Origin of the sequence: Pseudomonas iridis, assembly GCF_017980685.1 — a bacterium.
In the GTDB taxonomy this organism is placed as follows: Bacteria; Pseudomonadota; Gammaproteobacteria; order Pseudomonadales; family Pseudomonadaceae; genus Aquipseudomonas; species Aquipseudomonas iridis.
In genome coordinates this window covers 128,911-146,464 of the sequence record NZ_JACXXO010000012.1, presented here as the reverse complement: position 1 = coordinate 146,464, position 17,554 = coordinate 128,911, and the positions used below count along the sequence as shown (strand labels likewise).

Sequence of the window (17,554 nt, the reverse complement as noted above, 5' to 3'; positions counted from 1 at the left end):
CATTATTACAATCGGATCAGGCTGCACAGCCACAACGGATATCGAACTCCGGTAGCAATGGAAGCCTTGGCAGCATGAGAAATGACCTAAACCCTATAACCGTGTCCAGTATCATTTGACCAGATCAAAGGGAGCAGATCTTCATGCTTTTCAAATCCTGAGTTCGGCTGGATATCTCAGGTCGGCGCATAACTGAAGATCACTCCGTCGGCCCCCTCTCCCTCTGGGAGAGGGCTGGGGTGAGGGTGACTTTCACAAGCCCGACAACAATGTCACTGCCTTGCGCTTCAATACCCCAAGGTCCATCACCGGCACCGCCCTTTCCTTCGCTAACTCATCCCACTGGCGCATGCGCAAACTCACCGCGCACAACGGATCCCGTTCAAATACCTCAGCTTCGACCTCCGTCATCACTCCGCCCTGATATTCCAGCGTCCTGCGACTCGCCTCACTCAACCGCTCAAAATACCCAGGCTCGCGCAACGTCAGGTAACGCTTGGCCTGCACGTGATACTCCACCAGCCGCGCCATGCGTTCGCTGAATCCGGCCTCACGTAAATAATCCGCCCCGAGCCGTTCATGGCTGACCACGCCATAACCGCCCATGTTCTCCGCGCCCTCGGCACACAAATGGCCGATGTCATGAAAGAACGCCGCCAGCACCACTTCGTCGTCGAAGCCCTCGGCGATAGCCAGTTCGGCCGCCTGGGACATGTGCTCGATCTGCGACACCGGTTCGCCGATGTAATCACGGGTGCCGAAGCGCTCATACAACCCGAACACCCTCGCCACGATTTGCTCACGGCCTGCCATCAAACTTCCTCCAGCAACTGCGCCACGTTGCGCTCGGCCATCGCCGGACCAACGCTCATGCCGACGCCGGTGTGCATCAACGCCACACTCAACCCCGGTGCCGGGCGCAGGAACGAAAACGGTCCCGGCCCCCGAGAACCATAGACGCCCTGCCAGCGTTCAACCACTTGCACCTTGCAGCCCAGGGTCTGTTCGGCCAGCTCTAGCATCCAGGTATCGACTTGTTCGGCGTTGAACGGTGAAGCATCGCTGCCGTAATGGTGCGAGTCGCCGATGATCAACTCGCCATACGGCGTCGGGCTGATCAGCAGGTGGATGCCGTTTTCGTGCAGATGCGGTTGCTCACGCAGAATCTGCGCTTGTACCGCCGCCGCTTCCGGCAGATCGGCGAAGGCGCCGTAGTGCACGCAACTCAAACCCGTGAGCAACGCGTGTTGCAGATCAAGATCGATCTGCGGCCGGGCGCGAAGCATTTGCAGGCGACAGATTTGCGGGTCGAGCGCGGCAATCGGCTCTGCCAGCAACGTCTGATAATCGTGGCCGGAGCAGACGATGATCTGCTTGGCAGTGAACGTGCCGGCCGTGCTTTGCAGGCGTCCGGACTCGACATCGCGCACCAGCGTGGAAAAGTGAAATTGAACACCGAGGTCGCGGCGCAGATAGTCGATCAGCGCCGCAATGGCTTCGCGCGAGTACAGCTGTTGGTCGTCCATCCCGTGTAACGCGGCGCGGTGGTGGCTGAACTGGCCGTTGTACAGATCGCGCAATGCAGCGCCGCGCAGCAAGTCGACGTTGTAACCGTGCTCCACTGCGCGGCTCGCGCAGAAGGCTTCGAGCAGATGCTCTTCGGCTTCGCTGCGGGCGAACAGGTACGAGCCGTTGCGCTTGATTTGCAGCCCGGCGAGTTGCGCCCAGTCCCCCCAGATGTCACGGCTTGCCTTGGCCAGTTCGAGCATTTGGCCGGGGGGTTGGCCGGTGACCAGTGCCTGGCCGAAGTTACGCACCGAAGCGCCGAGTGGCGTGGCGGTGCGTTCGAATACGGCGACCTTGAGACCGCGTTTGGCGGCGGCGTAAGCGTGTGAGAGACCGAGGATGCCGGCGCCGACGACCAGCAGGTCTTTGTGTTGTGTCATATGGAAATGTCCTGCATGAGAGACCGCTTTCGCGAGCAGGCTCGCTCCCACAGGGTACTCCTGGTGCCCACAGAAAATGTGTTCACTGAAATGCAATGTGGGAGGGGCCCTGCCAGCCACCACAGGGAATTGTGTTGTGAACACGATCCAATGTGGGAGCGAGCCTGCTCGCGAAGGGGCCCTGTCAGTCGATAGAAATCTTACTTGGCGGCGACTTTCTCGGACTTGCCGTCGTAGCGCTTGCGCCACTCGGTCAGGATTTCGTCGCGATTTTTCGAGGCCCAGGCAAAGTCGTTCTTGATCAGACGCTGCTCGTAGTCAGCCGGCAATTCGGTCTGCGGCTTGGCGATGCCCGGCTGCGCGAGGACGGCGAAGTTCTCTTTGTACAAGTCCATCGCTTCGGCGCTGGCGGAGAAGTCGGCGAGTTTCCTGGCCGCGTCTTCATGCGGGGTGCCTTTGATCACGGCGGTCGCTTCGATCTCCCAGCCCAGACCTTCCTTCGGCAGGATGATGTCCAGCGGCGCGCCTTGGCGCTTCAACTGTACGGCCGGGTATTCAAAGGAAATCCCGATCGGAAACTCCCCCGCCGCCGCCAGTTTGCATGGCTTGGAACCGGAGTGAACGTACTGGCCGATGTTCTGGTGCAGACCGTCCATGTAGGCCCAGCCCTGTTTCTCGCCGAAGGTTTGCAGCCAGGCGCTGACATCGAGGAAGCCCGTGCCGGACGAGGCCGGGTTAGGCATGACGATCTTGCCTTTGTACTCAGGCCTGGTCAGATCCTGCCAGCTCACTGGCTTGGTCAGCCCCTGCTTTTCGGCCTCAATCGTGTTGAAGCAAATGGTCGCGGCCCAGACGTCCATACCGACCCAGGCTGGCGGGTTGGCGGCATCGCGATAGTTCGCGCCGATCTTGGCCAGATCCTTTGGCGCGTAGCTTTGCAGCATGCCTTGCTGATCGAGGATCGCCAGGCTCGACGCCGCCAGCCCCCACACGGCGTCAGCCTGCGGACGGGCCTTTTCGGCCAGCAGTTTGGCGGTGATGATCCCGGTGGAATCGCGCACCCACTTGATCTCCACGTCCGGGTTGGCTTTTTCGAAGGCGTCTTTGTAGGTCTTCAACTGTTCGGCTTCGAGGGCGGTGTACACCGTCAACTCGGTTTTTGCCGCGAAGGCATTCAGGCTGAAAGTAGCGAGCACAGCAGCGGCCAGGGCCATAGGCTTGAACATGATCGATTTCCTGTAGGTGAGTTGAACGTGTGAATCAGTGACCGGGCGCGGTTTGCCGCCAGGCCTGGGAGCGGCGCAACAAGCCGCGCGAAGCCCACGCCAGCAGCAAGGACACGCCCGCCGAGGTGAACAGAATCAGGGTCGACATCGCCGCCGCGCCGCCCACGTTGCCGGCGTCATCCATGTTCAGCACTGCCACCGCCGCGAGGATGGTGTCGGGGCTGTAGAGGAAGATCGCTGCGGAAACCGTGGTCATCGCCGAGACGAACAGGTAGCGCACGATGTCCAGCAGCGCCGGCAGGCTGATCGGCACGGTCACGCGCAGGTAGTGCCGGTACAGCGGCGCCTTGAGCGACAGCGCGGCGGCTTCGAACTCGGCGTCGAGTTGGCGCAGCGCGGTGGTCGCGGTCATTTGTGCGGTGGTCAGATAGTGCGCAATGGTGCAGACGATCAGCAGCGTCATCGTCCCGTACAATACGTGCAGCGGATTGCCGGTGAGGTTGAAGAAAAAGACGTAACCCAGACCCAGCACCAGCCCCGGCACCGCCATCGGGATGAAACTCAGCATGCGCAACGCCAGGTTGAGGCCGCGCTGAGTGCGGGTCTTCTCCATCAGATAAGCGCCGGTGAAGATCAGCACGCTGCCGATCAGCGCCGTGCCCAACGCCATCTTCAAGCTGTTGCTGTAGGCCAGCCAGCCACCGCCGGCCGTCTCGTTGAACTGGTAGTGATTGAGCGACAGCGACAGGTTGTACGGCCAGAACTTCACCAAGGAGGAGAACACCGCCATGCCGAACACCAGCAGCAACGCCGCGCTGATCAACAGGACAATCGCCAGATAGCAGCTGTCGCGCAGTTTCGACGGTGCCGGTTTGAACACCTGAGCGCGACCGCTCATGGAGTCGCCGTGACGGCGGCGCAGCCAGGCATCAACTCCGAAGCTGAACAGCGCCGGCACCAACAGCACCATGCCGATCAACGCGCCGCGACCGAATTGTTGCTGGCCGACCACCGCTTTGTAAGCTTCCAGCGCCAGCACCTGGTAGTCGCCACCGACCACCACCGGCACACCGAAGTCGGTGATGGTCAGGGTGAACACCAGACAGAACGCGGCGAACACAGCCTGACGCGTCGCCGGCCAGGTGATGCTGCGAAAGGCCTTGGCGGGACTGGCGCCCATGCTCGACGCGGCATCGAACAAACGCGCATCGGCCAGCGACAAAGCCGAGAGCAAAATCATCAGCGCATGGGGAAAGGTGTAGATCACCTCACCCAGCACAATCCCCCAGAACCCGTAAATGTTGTCCGAGAGCAGCCCGCGCAACATGCCCTGGTTGCCGAACAGATAGACCAGCGCAATGCCCGGCAGCATCGACGGCGCCATCAGCGGCAGCAGGGAAATCCCGCGCCAGATGCCCTTCGCCGGTATCAATGTGCGTTGCAGTGCGTAGGCAAACAGGTAAGCCAGCGGTACGACGATGGCCGCAACACTGATGGAAACTTTCAGGCTGTTGCCGAGCAGCCAGTGGAAATTCTCGCTGGTCACCAGTTCCTTCGCCGCGACCCAGCCACCGCCCTGCCCGGCCTCGCTGCTGAAACCACGCCAGAAGATCGCCAGCAACGGCAGCAACACCGCAACGCCGAGCAATACCAGCAACAGCAGTTTGCCGCCGACGACAAAAATGCGGTCGCCGATCTCGGCTCGGGAGGTCTGCCGCACCTGCTTGTGCGGTAGCGGCAGCGCCAGATTGCTGTTCATCAGGCAAACACCTGCAGGCTGCGCGGCGGCAAGGCGACCATGATTTGCTGGGCGCCGAGGCGCGGCATGGCTTCCGGCGCCAGTTCGGCGAGCAGTGCGTGGCCCGGCAATTGATCGAGTTCGAAGCTCATGCGGCAGCGGTTGCCGAGGAAGGTGATCTCGCGGACTTTCGCCGGAAAGAGGTTTTCCTCATGCACCAGCGGATTGACGTTGATCGCTTCCGGACGACAAAACAAACGGCCCGACGCCCGCTGGACGCTGCCGTCACTCAGGCGCAGGTTCATCCCGCCGACCTGGGCGTGGCTTTCGCTGCTGCGCTGGAACGGCAGCCAGTTGCCCTGACCGACAAACTCGGCCACGAACGGCGTGGCCGGGCAGTTGTAGATTTCCTGCGGGGTGGCGTATTGCTCGACACGGCCGTTGTTCATCACCGCGATGCGATCCGCCATCAGCATGGCTTCGTCCTGATTGTGGGTGACCATCAGGGTGGTGATGCCGAGGTTGCGTTGCAGTTGGCGCAGCTCGGTGCACAGATGCTCGCGCACCCGGGCATCGAGGGCCGACATCGGTTCATCGAGCAGCAGCAACGACGGCGCCGGAGCCAAGGCGCGAGCGAGCGCAACGTGGTCTTGCCGCAGCCCGAGGGGCCGAGCAGGCAAACCAGTTCACCGGCGGCGACGTCGAGGGAGACGTTATCCAGCGCGGTGAAAGCGCCGAAGCGCTTCTGCACGCTGCGCACTTTCATCGGCGCACCGGGGTTGGTCAGGGCAGTTGCAATGGCAGGATTCATGGACAGACCTCATCAAGCAGATGAGGCCAATCCTAGGGTTGTAATGCGTCCGTCATGTGGCAGTGAGGCAAAAACGGCCGATAGTGGTATTCGGGGATTTTGGTTCAGAGTCTGGATCTGTGTTGTCTGACCTGGCGCCATCGCTGGCAAGCCAGCGATGAGGCCGGTGCTGCCCACGCAAGGGTTCAGGCCGGGGACATCTCTTGCGCCAACCCGAGAAACGCCGCCGGCAACCGCGCGCCCTTCCTCTCCTTCAGGCAATACAGGTACTCAGGAATCTGCGGCGCGTTCTCGATGGTCAGCACGCGCAACTGCGGATCGTGCGGTACTTCCTGCCGGGCAATGATGCTGATGCCGATATTGCGCAGCACCGCCTCGCGAATCGACTCACGGCTGCCTATCTCCAGCAATGGCCCGAAACTCACCCCGGCACCGGCCAGCAACTCTTCGGTCAGCCGCCGTGTGGTCGAGCCCGATTCACGCATCAACAGCGTATGCCCGGCCAGCGCACTCAACGCCACATGCTCTTGCGCCGCCAACGGATGGTTGCGATGCACCGCCAAGACCAGCGGATCAGTGCCCAGCACCCGGCGGATCAGCCGCGCGTCATCGAGCAACTGCGAGGACGCCGCGATATCCACGCGGTAATCCTCCAACGCTTCGAGCACTTGCTGCGAGTTGCCGATTTCCACCGACACCTCCACCTGCGGCAGGCGCTCACGAAAGGTCTTCACCAGATCGAGGATGTAATACGGCGCGGTCGCCGCGATGCGCAGTGTGCCCTGCACCTGGCCGCTGTTGCGCAGGAAGAACTCGATGTCCGCCTCTTGCTGCAACAGCGTTTTGACCATCGGCAGCAACCGCGCGCCTTCGTCGCTGACGCTCAAACGCCGACCGCCACGGTAGAACAGCTCCACCGAATACTGGCTTTCCAGATTGCGGATCTGCGTGGTCACGGTCGGCTGGCTGAGGCCGAGCTTTTTCGCCGCCAGCGTGATGCTGCCCAAGCGGGCCACCATGTAAAACGCCTTCAGCTCGGCACTCAGCACAACCATCCCTCATCGTTTATTTGCGCAGCAGGCGCAAACCATTGAACACCACCAACAGACTCACGCCCATGTCGGCAAACACTGCCATCCACATGGTGGCGAGCCCGGCGAAGGTTACCCCAAGAAAGATAGCCTTGATCACCAGGGCCAACGCAATGTTCTGTTTCAGGATGCTGGCGGTATCGCGCGACAGGCTGATGAAGGCCGGAATCTTGCGCAGATCATCGTCCATCAGGGCGACATCGGCCGTCTCGATCGCCGTGTCGGTGCCCGCAGCGGCCATGGCAAAACCGATCTCGGCGCGAGCCAGCGCCGGGGCGTCGTTAATGCCGTCGCCAACCATGCCGACGCGATGACCCTGCTTGTACAGGTCTTCGATGGCTTGCAGTTTGTCGGTCGGCAGCAAATCACCGCGCGCTTCATCGATGCCAACCTGCGCCGCAATCGCCTGCGCGGTGTGGACGTTGTCGCCAGTCAGCATCAGGGTTTTCACGCCCAGCGCATGCAACTGACGGATCGCCTCGCGGCTGGTCTCTTTAACGGTATCGGCCACGGCAAACAGCGCCAGCGGGCCAGACGAGTCGAGCAGCAGCACCACGGACTTGCCCTGTTTCTCCAGCGCGAACAGCTTTTCTTCCAATTGCGGCGAGCACAGACCCAGCTCTTCAACCAGACGATGGTTGCCCAAGTGATAGGACTGGCCGTTGATATCGCCCTTCACGCCCCGCCCGCCGAGCGCTTCGAAGTTATCCACATTCAACGGGGCGAAGTTTTTATCCACAGCGGCTTTGGCGATGGCCAGCGACACCGGGTGGTCGGAACGCCCGGCCAATGCGGCGGCAATTGCCGGTGCCGTGGCATCGGCCGTCGGCTCAAGGGACAGGTAATCGGTCTGCACCGGTTTGCCGTGGGTGATCGTCCCGGTTTTATCCAGCGCCAGATAGTCGAGCTTGAAACCGCCCTCCAGGTACACGCCACCCTTGACCAGAATGCCTTTACGCGCCGCTGCCGCGAGTCCGCTGACGATGGTCACAGGGGTTGAAATCACCAGTGCACAAGGGCACGCAACTACCAGCAACACCAGTGCGCGATAGATCCAGTCGAACCACACCGCACCCATGAACAATGGCGGAATGATCGCTACCGCCAAGGCAAATACGAACACCACTGGCGTGTAGATTTTCGAGAATTGATCGACAAAGCGCTGAGTCGGTGCGCGTGCGCCTTGGGCTTGCTCGACGGCGTGAATGATCCGCGCCAGGGTCGAGTTGTTTGCCGCAGCGATCACTGCGTATTCCAGCGAACCTGCCTGATTGATGGTGCCGGCGAAGACTTTGTCGCCGACGGTTTTTTCTACCGGCAGACTTTCGCCAGTGATCGGCGCCTGATCGATGGTCGAATTGCCGCTGACGACTTCACCGTCCAGCGCAATTCGCTCACCGGGTTTAACCCGCACGCGGGCGCCGAGTTCGACGCTCTTCACTTCCTGTTCGAACCAAGTGCCGTCAGCCTGCTGAACGGTCGCCTGTTCCGGGGTCATCTGCATCAGGCCGCTGATCGCGTTACGCGCGCGATCCAGCGAGCGGGCCTCAATCAACTCGGCCACGGTGAACAGGAACATCACCATCGCCGCTTCCGGCCACTGACCGATAAGGATCGCACCGGTGACAGCAATGCTCATCAGCGCATTGATGTTGAGGTTGAAGTTTTTCAGGGCGATCCAGCCCTTTTTGTAGGTGGTCAGGCCACCGCTGAGGATCGAAATCAAGGCGATGATCGCCACCACCCAGTTGGGTGCGGCGTTGGTGAAGTGGATAACTTCAGCCGCCAATGCGCCAACGCCCGAGAGAGCCAGCGGCCACCAGTGTTTTTTTACCGGAGCCGGCGCCGGCGCTTCGACGCCCGCCTCCAACGGCTCGGCGTGCATGCCGATGGATTTGATCGCGTCGATGATCGGCGCGGTGTCCGGCAGATTGTGGGTCACGCCGAGCACGCGGTTGATCAGGTTGAATTCCAGTTGCTCAACGCCAGCGAGTTTGCCGAGCTTGTTCTGAATCAGCGTCTGTTCGGTCGGGCAGTCCATCGCCTCGATGCGGAAACTGCTCAGCCGGGCGTCGGCACTGGTCTTTTCGCTGAGCTGCACCAACGCAGGCGCAGCCGTTTTCGACCCGCAGCAGGAATCGCCGCCATGGACATGTTTATGCACAGGCTGCAGTTTATGACTGTGATCGTGCCCGTCGCCGGGCTTGTGGGTGTGAAGGGAATCGCTCATCGGGTCGCGTCCATGAAGGTGCCTGTTGCCAAGTAAAGACCCTGTAGCCACTATAGGGTCAAGCACCCTTTTGGAGATTGCCGTCATGAAGATCGGAGAACTGGCCAGACTGACCGACTGCGCCGTGGAAACCATCCGCTACTACGAGCGCGAAAACCTGCTGCCGGAGCCGGCCCGCAGCGACGGCAACTACCGCGTCTACACCCAGGCCCACGCCGAACGCCTGACCTTCATCCGCAACTGCCGCACCCTCGACATGACCCTCGAAGAGATCCGCAGCCTGCTCGCCTTGCGCGACAGCCCGCAGGATCAATGCGAAAGCGTCAATGCGCTGATCGACGAGCACATCCAGCACGTGAAGGCGCGAATCGATGGATTGCTGGCATTACAGACGCAACTGCTCGACCTGCGCCAACGTTGTGGCGAAGGGCCGATGGCGGATCAGTGCGGGATTTTGCAGCGACTGGAAGTAAGTGGCGGGGTTGTGGCAACGGAAGTTGAGCACTCCCATGTGGGCCGCAGTCACGGCCATTGAAAACACCGAATATCCCTGTGGGAGCTGGCTTGCCAGCGATAGCGGTCTGTCAGCCACATTAATGTTAAATGTGCCGCCGCAATCGCTGGCAAGCCAGCTCCCACAGGTTTAATGGCAGACCTTCAGACCGCCATCGGCGCGGTCATTGGCGCGTGGTGCTCGTAGCCTTCCAGCGAGAAGTCGCTCGGCTCCACCAATTCCAGCCATTCCGGCTGATACACACCGGTCTTGGCAAACTCCGGCACGCGATCCGAGATTTTCAGCTTCGGCATGGCGAACGGCTCGCGCTTGAGCTGTTCGTTGAGCATGTCCAGGTGGTTTTCGTAGACGTGCGCATCACCGATGAAATAGGTGAACCAGCGCGGCGTGTAACCGGTCAGGCGTCCGATCAGGCTCAGCAGCGCGGCACCTTCGGTCAGGTTGAACGGTGTGCCCAGACCCAGATCGTTGGAGCGGATGTAGAGGGTCAGAGAAATCTCTTTGGTCTCGACATTCGGGTGGAACTGGTACAGCAGATGGCACGGCGGCAAGGCCATTTCATCAAGCTGAGCAACGTTCCAGCCGTGGAACAGAATACGGCGACTGCCCGGATCGTTGATGATCGTGTCGACGCACTGGCGCACCTGATCGATGGCTTTGTACAGGACCACATAGGCCTGACCGTCTTCTTCGCCTTGAGCGATTTGCTTGTAGCCGTTGCTCAAGGTTTGTTCGATGGCGGCGGTGTTGCTCAGCGGAATCTGCTTGTACGCGGGCCATTTGCGCCATTGCACGCCGTAGATTTCGCCGAGGTCGTCGTCGCCCTGACGGAATGGGTTGGCCAGCCACTGCGCGTTTTCGTTGGCGTTCTGATCCCAGACCTTACAGCCCAACGCGCGGAATTCAGCCGCGTTGTTCACGCCACGCAGAAACCCGCACATCTCGCCGATGGCCGATTTGAAGGCCATCTTGCGCGTGGTGATCGCCGGAAAACCTTCCTGCAGATCGAAACGCAGCATCGCACCCGGAAAACTGATGGTGTTGATGCCGGTACGGTTGGCCTGCTTGGTGCCGTTCTGAATGACGTGCGAGACCAGTTCGAGATATTGCTTCATGAATTACCTGTGTCCTTTGAGCCCCGGCGTCGCGCGCCGGGGTTCGTAGTTTAAGCCGTCGGAGCGAGTGGTGCTGCCGGCGCGCGACGATAGGCCAGCCAGATCAGGAACAACCCGCCGACGATCATCGGTACGCACAGCACCTGGCCCATGGTCAGCCAGTTCCAGGCCAGATAGCCCAACTGGGCGTCCGGTACGCGGACGAACTCGACGATGAACCGGAAGATCCCGTAGAACAGCGCGAACATACCCGATACGGCCATGGTCGGACGCGGTTTGCGCGAGAACAGCCACAGGATCAGGAACAGCGCCACGCCTTCGAGCGCGAACTGATACAGCTGCGACGGGTGACGCGGCAGTTGTGCCGGGTCGCTGAACGGCGGGAAGACCATGGCCCACGGCACGTCGGTCGCCTTGCCCCACAGTTCGGCGTTGATGAAGTTGCCGATACGCCCGGCGCCAAGACCGATCGGCACCATCGGCGCGACGAAGTCCATCAGCTGGAAGAACGACTTGCCATTGCGCTTGCCGAACCACAAGGCCGCAAGCATTACGCCGATGAAACCGCCGTGGAACGACATGCCACCCTTCCACACTTCGAAAATCAGCATCGGGTTGGCGAGGTACGCGCTCAGGTCGTAGAACAGCACATAGCCCAGACGTCCGCCAACAATGACGCCCATCGACAGCCAGAAGATCAGATCGGAGAGCTTCTCCTTGGACCAGGTCGGGTCAAAGCGGTTGAGCCGGCGCGACGCCAGCAGCCACGCACCGCCGATGCCGATCAGGTACATCAGACCGTACCAGTGGATTTTCAGCGGACCGATGGCCAGGGCCACCGGGTCGATCTGCGGGTAAGGCAGCATTGCGACTCCTCGTTAGAGTTGAAAGCAGAATTCCCGGGCGACGCTGCCACCTCAGGATTAAGCCAGGATTGCCACGTGGTCAAAGCAGAAAGCTTAATCCCACGCAGAACAGCAAAGCGGCGAACAGTCTTTTCAGCAACTTCGCCGACAACCGATGGGCCAGCCGCGCGCCAAAACGCGCGAAGACCATGCTGGTCAGGGCAATGCCCAGCAGCGCCGGCAAATAGATAAAACCGAGACTATGGGCCGGCAACCGCGCATCGTGCCACCCCAAAATCATGAAACTTAAAGCACTGACCAGCGCAATCGGCAGCCCGCAGGCCGACGACGTGGCGACCGCTTGCTGCATCGGTACGCTGCGCCAGGTCAAAAACGGCACGGTAAGCGAGCCACCACCGACGCCGAAAATCGCCGAGGCCCAACCTATTACGCTGCCGGCGGCCGCCAGCGCAGCCTTGCCAGGCACCGTGCGGCTGGCCTTGGGTTTGACGTCCAGCGCGAGTTGCACCGCAATCGCCAAGGCAAACACGCCAATGATTTTCTGCAGGTTCGGACCGGAAATGGCTTCGGCAGTCAGGGCGCCCAAACCGGCACCGATCAGGATCCCGACCGCCATCCAGACAAAAATCGGCCACTGCACCGCGCCTCGTCGATGATGCTCACGCACGGCATTGACCGAGGTGAAGATGATCGTCGCCAGCGAAGTACCGACCGCCAGATGCGTGAGGATCGACGGATCAAAGCCCTGCAAGGTGAAACTGAACACCAGCACCGGAACAATGATGATCCCGCCGCCAACCCCGAACAGCCCGGCCAACACGCCCGCACAGGCGCCCAGCGCCAGATAAAGCAGAAATTCCATGACCGTCTCCCTGACGCATCCGCAAAACCGGAGCGGCATGGTAACGGATGCACACCCTTCCGCTCCACTTGCGATGGATGCGCGGACGCCGGATGCGTAGAGTGAGCAAAAAACACACAAGGACCACCTTATGTGCCTGATCGTTTTCGCCTGGCGCCCGGACCATGCTCAACCGCTGATCGTCGCAGCCAACCGTGACGAGTTCTACGCCCGCCCAAGCCTGCCGCTGGCGCAATGGCCGGAGACGCCGCAGGTGCATGCCGGGCGCGATCTCGAGGCCGGGGGTACCTGGCTGGGGATCGGTGCCAATGGGCGCTTCGCCGCATTGACCAATATCCGTGACCCGCATCAGCCACCGGCGCGTAAATCGCGGGGCGAGCTGGTGGCCGGGTTTCTCACGGGGGATCAGTCGCTGGAGGATTATCTGGCTGACGTGGTCGACCGCTCGCCGGACTACGCGGGTTTCAACCTGCTGCTCGGCAACCACCATGAACTGTGGCACTTCAATGCGCGGATGTCCGAGCCGGTGATGCTGGAGTCCGGGGTCTACGGGTTATCCAATGCCGGGCTGGATACACCGTGGCCGAAGTTGCTCAAGGCCAAGGCAGCGTTGAGCGCGGTGCTGGAGGATCCGACGCCTGCGCGGTTGCTGGAGTTGCTTGGCGATGCACAGACGGCGCCGTTTGCCGAGTTGCCGGATACCGGCGTGGGGCTTGCGACTGAATCACTGCTGTCGAGTGTGTTTATTGCCAGCCAGAGTTACGGGACGCGGGCGAGTACAGCGCTGATTGTGCAGGCGGATGGGACGCGGCGGATGGTGGAGCGCAGTTTTGGGCCCTATGGCGGGCATCTGGGCGAGGTGGAGATTTTGATTTAGGCGGCGTCTGGACTGACGCTATCGCTGGAAAGCCAGCTCCCACAGGTTTCTTGGGTGCTCACAGATGTCGTGTTCACTGAAGACCCCTGTGGGAGCTGGCTTGCCAGCGATGAGGCCATTGGCCTTTTAGAGGGCCTTGTTGACCGCCGGCGGATTCATCTTCGACAAACCGAGATTCTTCAGCGCCAATTGCAGTGAGCTGTGGATAACTTGCGGATTGTCGATGGTCATCAGCTCGGCCAGCAACTCCTTGGCCTTGCTCAGGTTCACCTGACGCAGCATCCACTTCACCTTCGGCAAGTTGGTGGCGTTCATCGACAGGCTGTCGAAACCCATCGCCATCAACAGCACCGCCGCTGCCGGATCACCGGCCATCTCGCCGCAGATACTGACCGGCTTGCCTTCGGCATGGGCGTCGCGCACCACGTTTTGCAAGGCTTGCAGCACAGCCGGGTGCAGGTAGTCGTAGAGGTCGGCGACGCGCGGGTTGTTGCGATCGACTGCCAGCAGGTACTGGGTCAGGTCGTTGGAGCCGACCGACAGGAAGTCCACTTGCCGCGCCAGTTCCTTGGTCTGATACACCGCTGCCGGAATCTCGATCATCACGCCAATCGGCGGCATCGGCACGTCGGTGCCCTCGTCGCGCACTTCGCCCCAGGCCCGGTGGATCAGGTGCAGGGCTTCTTCGAGTTCGTGGGTGCCGGAGATCATCGGCAGCAGAATGCGCAGGTTGTTCAAGCCCTCGCTGGCCTTGAGCATCGCGCGGGTCTGCACCAGGAAGATTTCCGGGTGATCGAGGGTCACGCGGATCCCGCGCCAGCCGAGGAACGGATTGTCTTCCTTGATCGGGAAGTACGACAGCGACTTGTCACCGCCGATGTCGAGGCTGCGCATGGTCACCGGTTGCGGGTGGAACGCGGCGAGCTGCTCACGGTAGATCGCCAGTTGTTCTTTTTCGCTCGGGAAGCGCTGGTTAATCATGAACGGCACTTCGGTGCGGTACAGACCGACACCTTCGGCGCCGCGCTTCTGCGCCCGCGCCACGTCCGCCAGCAGGCCGGTGTTGACCCACAGCGGCATGCGGTGGCCATCGAGGGTCACGCAGGGCAGGTCGCGCAAGGTGTCGAGACCCAGCGCCAGTTGTTTCTCTTCTTCCACCACCTCGGCGAACTGCTTGCGCAGTACTTCGCTGGGGTTGGTGTAGACCTCGCCGCGTGTGCCGTCGACGATCAATTCGATACCGTCGACCTTGGCGTACGGCAGGTCGACCAGACCCATTACCGTCGGAATGCCCATGGCCCGGGCCAGGATCGCGACGTGGGAGTTACCCGAACCGAGTACCGAAACCAGACCGACCAGCGTGCCTTCCGGCACTTCGCCGAGCATCGCCGGGGTCAGCTCTTCGCTGACCAGAATGGTTTTTTCCGGGTAGACCAGATTCTGCTGACGCTCTTCCTGCAAGTAGGCAAGCAGACGGCGACCGAGGTCTTTGACGTCCGATGCCCGCTCGCGCAGGTAGGCGTCGTCCATCAGTTCAAAACGGTTGACGTGTTCGGTGACCACTTGGCGCAGTGCGCCCTGGGCCCACTGGCCGGTCTTGATCACCGTGGTGATTTCGCTGCCCAGCGAAGCATCGTCGAGCATCATCAGGTAGACGTCGAACAGCGCGCGCTCTTCCGGGCGCAATTGGGTCGCCAGTTTGGCGGACAGTGCGCGCATGTCGGCGCGCACGCCTTCGATGGCGGTCTTGAACAAGCCAAGTTCGGCATTGATGTCGGTGATGGTCTTGTCCGGCACCACGTCCAGGTCGGCAGGCGGCAGCATGACCACCGCGGTACCGACCGCCGCACCCGGCGAGCCCGGCACGCCGACGAATTTGGCTTCCTGAATACCCTTGCCCTGACGGCCCAGACCACGAATCGACCCCGTAGCCTCGGCGTGGGCGATAACGCCTGCGAGCTGCGCGCTCATGGTTACGAGGAAGGCTTCTTCACCTTCGTCGAACTGGCGACGCTCTTTCTGCTGGATAACCAACACGCCGACGACGCGGCGGTGGTGAATGATCGGTGCACCGAGGAACGAGGCATAGCGCTCCTCGCCGGTTTCGGCGAAGTAGCGATAGCGCGGGTGATCCGCGGCGTTTTCGAGGTTCAGGGGTTCTTCACGCGTGCCGACCAGACCGACCAGACCTTCGTTGGGTGCCATGCTGACCTTGCCGATCGAGCGCTTGTTCAAGCCCTCGGTGGCCATCAGGACGAAGCGGTTGGTCTCGGGATCAAGCAGGTAGACCGAGCAGACCTGGCTGCCCATGGCCTCTTTGACGCGCAACACAATAATCCCCAACGCCGCCTTGAGATCCTTGGCGGAGTTAACTTCCTGGACGATCTTGCGCAGCGTATTGAGCATGGCTCGGGGTCGAACTCCGTCGTCAGTCGCGCGCTAAAAGGCGCGGGGCAAGCTCTTTGAGGGCGCGGCGATACACCTCGCGCTTGAATGTCACCACCTGGCCCAACGGATACCAATAGCTGACCCAGCGCCAGCCATCGAACTCCGGTTTACCGGTCAAATCCATCCGCACCCGTTGCTCGTTGGAGATCAGGCGCAGGAGAAACCATTTCTGTTTCTGGCCGATGCACAGCGGTTGGCTGTGGGTACGCACCAGACGTTGCGGCAAACGATAGCGCAACCAGCCTCGAGTACAGGCCAGTATTTCAACATCTTCACGTTCCAGGCCAACTTCTTCGTTCAGCTCGCGGTACAAGGCGTCTTCCGGCGTCTCCTCAGGGTTGATTCCCCCTTGCGGAAACTGCCAGGCATCTTGATTGATACGGCGAGCCCATAGCACCTGGCCGGCGTCATTCGTCAGAATGATCCCGACATTGGGGCGGAAACCATCGGGGTCGATCACGGGCACAACCTCGCAAACGCATGTCGCCGCATTGTTCCACAAAGGTTCATAAGGCGGCAACGAAGCTTCCTACCTTATGTGCACTCTTGTGAAAAGACCGTATTCTTGTCGCCTTTTTACAGACTTATCAGCGGGTAACTGCAATGCGCCTGGCTCTATTCGATTTGGACAACACCCTTCTGGGCGGCGACAGCGATCACGCTTGGGGCGACTATCTGTGCGAGCGCGGCTTCCTCGACCCGATTGCGTACAAGACGCGCAACGACGAGTTCTACCAGGATTACCTGGCCGGCAAACTGGATAACGCCGCGTACCTGAACTTCTGCCTGGAGATCCTCGGTCGCACCGACATGGCCGTGCTCGATCAATGGCACCGCGACTACATGCGCGACTGCATCGAGCCGATCATGCTGCCCAAGGCGCTGGAACTGCTGAAAAAGCACCGCGACGCCGGCGACAAACTGGTGATCATCACGGCGACCAACCGCTTCGTCACCGCGCCGATCGCTGCGCGTCTGGGTGTTGGAACCCTGATCGCTACTGAATGCGAAATGATTGATGGCCGCTACACCGGGCGCAGCACCGACGTTCCGTGCTTCCGTGAAGGCAAGGTAACGCGCCTGAATCGTTGGCTGGAAGAGACCGGGTATTCGCTGCAAGACAGCTATTTCTACAGCGATTCGATGAATGACCTGCCGCTGCTGGAGCAGGTAGCGAATCCGGTAGCGGTTGATCCGGATCCGAATTTGCGCGCTGAAGCCGAAAAACGCGGCTGGCCGGTAATGACTCTGCGCGACTGATGACGCCATCGCTGGCAAGCCAGCTCCCACAGGGACTATCAGTGGACACAAATTTTGTGGACACCTCAAAAACCTGTGGGAGCTGGCTTGCCAGCGATTTGGGTCGACTCGGCCTCAAGCCTTAAACCGGCTTGGCCCCCATCAACGCCGCAATGGCGAGAAATCCGACGCCGCTCACAATGGCCAGCGCCAGATTGAATTTGCGGTTGCCCATCCCGGTTGTCCACAGCCGATTAAGCCGCACAAGCAGCCAGACCGCACTGAACGTTGCCACGGCATAGATCACGCTGGACCCCAGAATCCAGAACTGCCCAAGCGGCCAGCCGATCAGGTGCACCAGCCACCAGCCGGTGAAAGGCATGCTCAGCATACCGATCAGCATCAAACACCAGATAAACAGCCACGGACGCTGCATCGTGCTGGCCGGCCCTTCGCTGCGATTACGCCAGGTCAGAGCGGCAAGCCCCAGCCCGCTCGCGAGTATGACCACGGTCGCCGCGACGTGAAGGACTTTCAGGGTTGTCAGGGTTTCCATGTATTTCTCTTCCTTGGGTCGTGCCCATCAGCGTA

15 protein-coding genes and 1 pseudogene are annotated in these 17,554 nt (G+C 61.0%); 3 read left to right on the top strand and 13 right to left on the bottom strand.

Annotated features, from left to right (window positions below; all coding sequences use genetic code 11):
• Positions 1-252: 252 nt before the first annotated feature.
• The 7 genes and pseudogenes from IEQ42_RS19640 to IEQ42_RS19610 all read right to left on the bottom strand — a co-directional run bounded on the left by IEQ42_RS19640 (position 253) and on the right by IEQ42_RS19610 (position 9,042).
• A complete protein-coding gene (locus IEQ42_RS19640; protein WP_210704762.1) occupies positions 253-813 on the bottom strand; it encodes a phosphonate degradation HD-domain oxygenase in 561 nt (186 codons plus the stop codon).
• On the bottom strand, positions 813-1,946 hold the full coding sequence (locus IEQ42_RS19635; protein ID WP_210704761.1) for a TIGR03364 family FAD-dependent oxidoreductase: 1,134 nt from the start codon (positions 1,944-1,946) through the stop codon (positions 813-815). The genes IEQ42_RS19640 and IEQ42_RS19635 overlap by 1 nt, the downstream gene beginning before the upstream one ends.
• Before the next feature lie 200 nt (positions 1,947-2,146).
• The gene (locus IEQ42_RS19630; protein WP_210704760.1) at positions 2,147-3,172 is read right to left on the bottom strand and encodes a putative 2-aminoethylphosphonate ABC transporter substrate-binding protein; all 1,026 of its coding nucleotides are present in this window, start codon (positions 3,170-3,172) and stop codon (positions 2,147-2,149) included.
• Positions 3,173-3,206: 34 nt separating this feature from the next.
• Complete coding sequence (locus IEQ42_RS19625; protein ID WP_210704759.1) at positions 3,207-4,931, bottom strand: putative 2-aminoethylphosphonate ABC transporter permease subunit; 1,725 nt, start codon at positions 4,929-4,931, stop codon at positions 3,207-3,209.
• Positions 4,931-5,721: pseudogene (locus IEQ42_RS19620) on the bottom strand (ATP-binding cassette domain-containing protein). Before IEQ42_RS19620 ends, IEQ42_RS19625 begins: the two are co-directional and overlap by 1 nt.
• Positions 5,722-5,906: 185 nt before the next feature.
• Positions 5,907-6,770: a LysR family transcriptional regulator gene (locus IEQ42_RS19615; RefSeq protein ID WP_042562237.1), complete on the bottom strand. Its 864-nt coding sequence runs from the start codon at positions 6,768-6,770 to the stop codon at positions 5,907-5,909.
• A gap of 16 nt (positions 6,771-6,786) precedes the next feature.
• On the bottom strand, positions 6,787-9,042 hold the full coding sequence (locus IEQ42_RS19610) for a heavy metal translocating P-type ATPase (RefSeq protein ID WP_210704758.1): 2,256 nt from the start codon (positions 9,040-9,042) through the stop codon (positions 6,787-6,789).
• A gap of 85 nt (positions 9,043-9,127) precedes the next feature.
• Between IEQ42_RS19610 and cadR the strand changes: the two genes are divergently transcribed.
• Positions 9,128-9,577 carry a Cd(II)/Pb(II)-responsive transcriptional regulator gene (gene cadR / locus IEQ42_RS19605; RefSeq protein ID WP_105704602.1) on the top strand — a complete coding sequence of 150 codons (450 nt, stop codon included), beginning with the start codon at positions 9,128-9,130 and terminating at the stop codon, positions 9,575-9,577.
• 122 nt (positions 9,578-9,699) lie between these two features.
• Here the strand turns inward: cadR and IEQ42_RS19600 are convergent, their stop codons facing one another.
• The 3 genes from IEQ42_RS19600 to IEQ42_RS19590 form a co-directional block, all read right to left on the bottom strand.
• On the bottom strand, positions 9,700-10,671 hold the full coding sequence (locus IEQ42_RS19600; protein WP_034153704.1) for a thymidylate synthase: 972 nt from the start codon (positions 10,669-10,671) through the stop codon (positions 9,700-9,702).
• 50 nt (positions 10,672-10,721) lie between these two features.
• The gene (gene lgt, locus IEQ42_RS19595) at positions 10,722-11,537 is read right to left on the bottom strand and encodes a prolipoprotein diacylglyceryl transferase (RefSeq protein WP_042561612.1); all 816 of its coding nucleotides are present in this window, start codon (positions 11,535-11,537) and stop codon (positions 10,722-10,724) included.
• Positions 11,538-11,616: 79 nt separating this feature from the next.
• Positions 11,617-12,399: a sulfite exporter TauE/SafE family protein gene (locus IEQ42_RS19590; protein WP_042561613.1), complete on the bottom strand. Its 783-nt coding sequence runs from the start codon at positions 12,397-12,399 to the stop codon at positions 11,617-11,619.
• A gap of 130 nt (positions 12,400-12,529) precedes the next feature.
• On the opposite strand from IEQ42_RS19590, the gene IEQ42_RS19585 reads away from it, so the two are divergent.
• Positions 12,530-13,276, top strand: coding sequence for an NRDE family protein (locus IEQ42_RS19585; RefSeq protein WP_210704757.1), 747 nt, complete (start codon positions 12,530-12,532; stop codon positions 13,274-13,276).
• 126 nt (positions 13,277-13,402) lie between these two features.
• Here the strand turns inward: IEQ42_RS19585 and ptsP are convergent, their stop codons facing one another.
• Both ptsP and IEQ42_RS19575 read right to left on the bottom strand, forming a co-directional pair.
• Positions 13,403-15,682, bottom strand: a complete 2,280-nt coding sequence (gene ptsP, locus IEQ42_RS19580; RefSeq protein ID WP_042561615.1) for a phosphoenolpyruvate--protein phosphotransferase — start codon at positions 15,680-15,682, stop codon at positions 13,403-13,405.
• Between the two features lie 22 nt (positions 15,683-15,704).
• Positions 15,705-16,184 carry an RNA pyrophosphohydrolase gene (locus IEQ42_RS19575; protein ID WP_003229203.1) on the bottom strand — a complete coding sequence of 160 codons (480 nt, stop codon included), beginning with the start codon at positions 16,182-16,184 and terminating at the stop codon, positions 15,705-15,707.
• A 143-nt stretch (positions 16,185-16,327) separates the two neighbouring features.
• On the opposite strand from IEQ42_RS19575, the gene IEQ42_RS19570 reads away from it, so the two are divergent.
• The gene (locus IEQ42_RS19570) at positions 16,328-16,984 is read left to right on the top strand and encodes a histidinol-phosphatase (protein WP_210704756.1); all 657 of its coding nucleotides are present in this window, start codon (positions 16,328-16,330) and stop codon (positions 16,982-16,984) included.
• Between the two features lie 121 nt (positions 16,985-17,105).
• On the opposite strand, the gene IEQ42_RS19565 is transcribed toward IEQ42_RS19570, so the two are convergent.
• Complete coding sequence (locus tag IEQ42_RS19565) at positions 17,106-17,519, bottom strand: DUF2269 family protein (RefSeq protein ID WP_210704755.1); 414 nt, start codon at positions 17,517-17,519, stop codon at positions 17,106-17,108.
• Between the last annotated feature and the right edge of the window lie 35 nt (positions 17,520-17,554).